The sequence below is a fragment of the Citrobacter sp. CtB7.12 genome, from assembly GCF_001297795.1.
In the GTDB taxonomy this organism is placed as follows: Bacteria; Pseudomonadota; Gammaproteobacteria; order Enterobacterales; family Enterobacteriaceae; genus Citrobacter_A; species Citrobacter_A amalonaticus.
Map to the genome: position 1 here is coordinate 1 of NZ_LIFT01000049.1, position 2,534 is coordinate 2,534.

General features: G+C 53.6%; 3 protein-coding genes. 1 reads left to right on the top strand and 2 read right to left on the bottom strand.

The genetic code is table 11. The features are described 5' to 3' along the window. A partial coding sequence (locus tag AOY24_RS25525; RefSeq protein WP_054177455.1) for a hypothetical protein occupies window positions 1-282 on the top strand: 282 nt, incomplete at its 5' end. A 763-nt stretch (window positions 283-1,045) separates the two neighbouring features. On the opposite strand, the gene AOY24_RS23280 is transcribed toward AOY24_RS25525, so the two are convergent. Both AOY24_RS23280 and AOY24_RS23285 read right to left on the bottom strand, forming a co-directional pair. Beyond that, the gene (locus AOY24_RS23280) at window positions 1,046-1,258 is read right to left on the bottom strand and encodes a hypothetical protein (RefSeq protein WP_054177108.1); all 213 of its coding nucleotides are present in this window, start codon (window positions 1,256-1,258) and stop codon (window positions 1,046-1,048) included. A 92-nt stretch (window positions 1,259-1,350) separates the two neighbouring features. After that, window positions 1,351-2,304, bottom strand: coding sequence for an ArdC family protein (locus AOY24_RS23285; protein ID WP_054177109.1), 954 nt, complete (start codon window positions 2,302-2,304; stop codon window positions 1,351-1,353). Between the last annotated feature and the right edge of the window lie 230 nt (window positions 2,305-2,534).

A 2,534-nucleotide genomic window follows, 5' to 3' on the forward strand; every position in this document is an offset into this window, starting at 1 on the left:
AAGTGGAGCGCGGACAGAAAATTCAGTTTCGGAGAAACTGCTAATTTTCAGGCACCGCGCCCACCTGCGAACGTTCGCCCGAAGCGAACTGAGCAGGCCGGGGGGAGCCGCAAAAATTTCGCCACCCCAGTGAGCGAAAAGCTGTCGCCCACGACAGCGGTTTTTGTGGGGGGCACAGCCCCGCACACCGTCGCAGCTAAGCCGGTATTCCGGCGTGGCGAGACCAGCCCCTTTAAAGCCACGTTTCCGGCATTTTCGCGCGGGCGGGAAAATAACGGGTAAAACGGGCGTCTTAAAGGGGCTGGTCGCGCGTAGCGTGCGACGGTGTGCCGCCGTTGACCCAGGGGGCTTTGACGCAGCGTTCAGCGAAGACATTGCCCCCATGTTTCCTGTTGTCAGGGCGTCCAGCCAGGACAGAAGGAAACACGCCATTGTCCGCCGGACGGGCGTTTCACGGAACTGACGACCACGGGTCGGCGGTACCGGGAAAGCGCGGACAGCGGGAATGAGTGGCCCCGCCACTCACGCTGTTCTGTGTTTTATGGCGGCACAGGGTAGCGGCATAAGATGGAGGCAAAGCGAAATCCCCATCCCGTGCCGCCATCAGATGACGCCTCCGGGCTAAAGAGAGCGCGCCAGAATAATTCAGCGCACAGTGCTGAAGCAGCAGAAAAACGGATATCTCATTTCAGATGGTTTATGCTTAGTGCATTTATCTCAGTAAATCAGGAGCACATCAAAACATTATAAAAAATGAACGCGAATGATTACCATACATTAAAATATTCTGTACTATATAAAAAAGACACCATACTTATTTATGAGAAAAATCTTTCATTCCTTATTTCACCGAAAAAGCGTTCAGGAATAAAATTAAAATCATCAGCCCGATAAAGATCAGTCTGCACGGATAATAATGGCCGTTACATATATTTACCCGCCTCCCGTCTACATATCCTCGCGCCCGCCACCGCCCTCCTCTGCGCCCTGCCGGTACACTGCCCGCGAAATTCTGTCCGGCAGCGCGTGGGGGTATCTGCTCCCTTCATCCCCTCAGTTCCCGGCTATGGTCGCCGGGTGGCTGTTTTCCGGATTGTGCCGTCGCCTCCATGCGCTTCGCGCATATAAAACAGCAGAGCTGGCGCTTCTCCCCCGGCAACAGCGGCGTATCCGTCTTCTGATACGCCGCTGTTGCCGCCAGACGCAAAATAACCCGTCGGTTATTTTCCTTACCTCCCTCACCAGACTGTTTGTACATTTATGAAAGCACGGGGAATATGCATCCCCGTGCCGGTGGTAAAAACGCCACTCTGACAGCAAAACCCCGCAATCCGTTGCAGGGTATCAGACTCATAACGCCATCAGGTAGCGGTGTGCTTTTGATGCGGCACTCGCAGCCCGGAAGATGTAACGTTTATCATTACGTAGTTTTATCAGCCATGACGCAATGTAGTTTTCATGCTGCACGTCGCCATTAATGCCCAAATCCGCCATCAGAAACGCGCTTCCCAGCTCCGCAACTAACTCTTCCGCTGCATACCCTTCAGAGCCAAAGCGGCCTTTCATGTCCCGGTTTAAACGGGACGGGTGACCGCTCCAGTGAACCAGCTCATGCAGACCGGTTGCATAAAAATCTTCAGCACGGCTGAATAAATGACGTTCAGGAAGGTAAATCTCATCCGTGGCGGGTCTGAAAAATGCCTGCTGACCGCGTTCAGTGATTTTTGCGCCACTGCGCTCAAGGAGGGCTTCAGCCCGGGTGAATGGCTTAAAGGTCTCTTCTGCGGGCTGTTCCGGCTGTGCGTCGCTGCCGTCATGGGGTAAGCCGTCAATCTGCTCTGCGTTAAAAACGATGAAGTGTTTCAGCATCGGGATGTAATCCTTTTCGCCGTCTTCCCGCTCTTTCTCCAGCGTTTTGTAAAAGACTGCCATTGTGCCACGCTCCCCCTTGCGGACCTGAGCACCCGTTGATTTCGCCTGGTTGTATGTCATCCAGCGGGAGTCCTTAAAACCCTGCTCTGCCGCACTGAACCACAGCAGCATAATATTAATGCCGCTGTAGGCTTCGTGTGTGGTGTAGTTTGAAGGAATGCCTGAGACCAGGCCGTTACGTTTCCACGGACACTGCCACGGCTTAACACCAGACTCCAGCGCCTTAATGATGCTGTCAGTGACCGTCTGATAAATATCCGTTTTGTCTGATGAAAATTTCGTTTTTGAGGAGCCTGAGCGCTCCGGCGACGATACGCCGGTCGCCGCTGCGGTGTCAGAAGTACTTGTCCGGGTATACAGGTTCATCGTCATGGTATTTTCTCCGTCAGTTGAGTGGGTTTTCGTCTTCGTATCGCCTGACGGTTCGTGACTCCGGAGTCGTTCTGTTCAGCAGGGGCGCGGAACGCGTGCCATTTACCCTTGCGGAACAGGTTGTGACGGAGAACGATGACCGGAAGCTGATATGAAAGAGAAAACACACGGGGAGAAAATAACGACGGGCATACCCGGACTTAGTACTTCGACGATTGCAGGGGTGAAAT

Bases quoted from the DNA above. Each gene is read 5' to 3' on its own strand.
- AOY24_RS23280 (WP_054177108.1), bottom strand. From the start codon at position 1,258: ATGTACAAACAGTCTGGTGAGGGAGGTAAGGAAAATAACCGACGGGTT.
- AOY24_RS23285 (WP_054177109.1), bottom strand. From the start codon at position 2,304: ATGACGATGAACCTGTATACCCGGACAAGTACTTCTGACACCGCAGCG.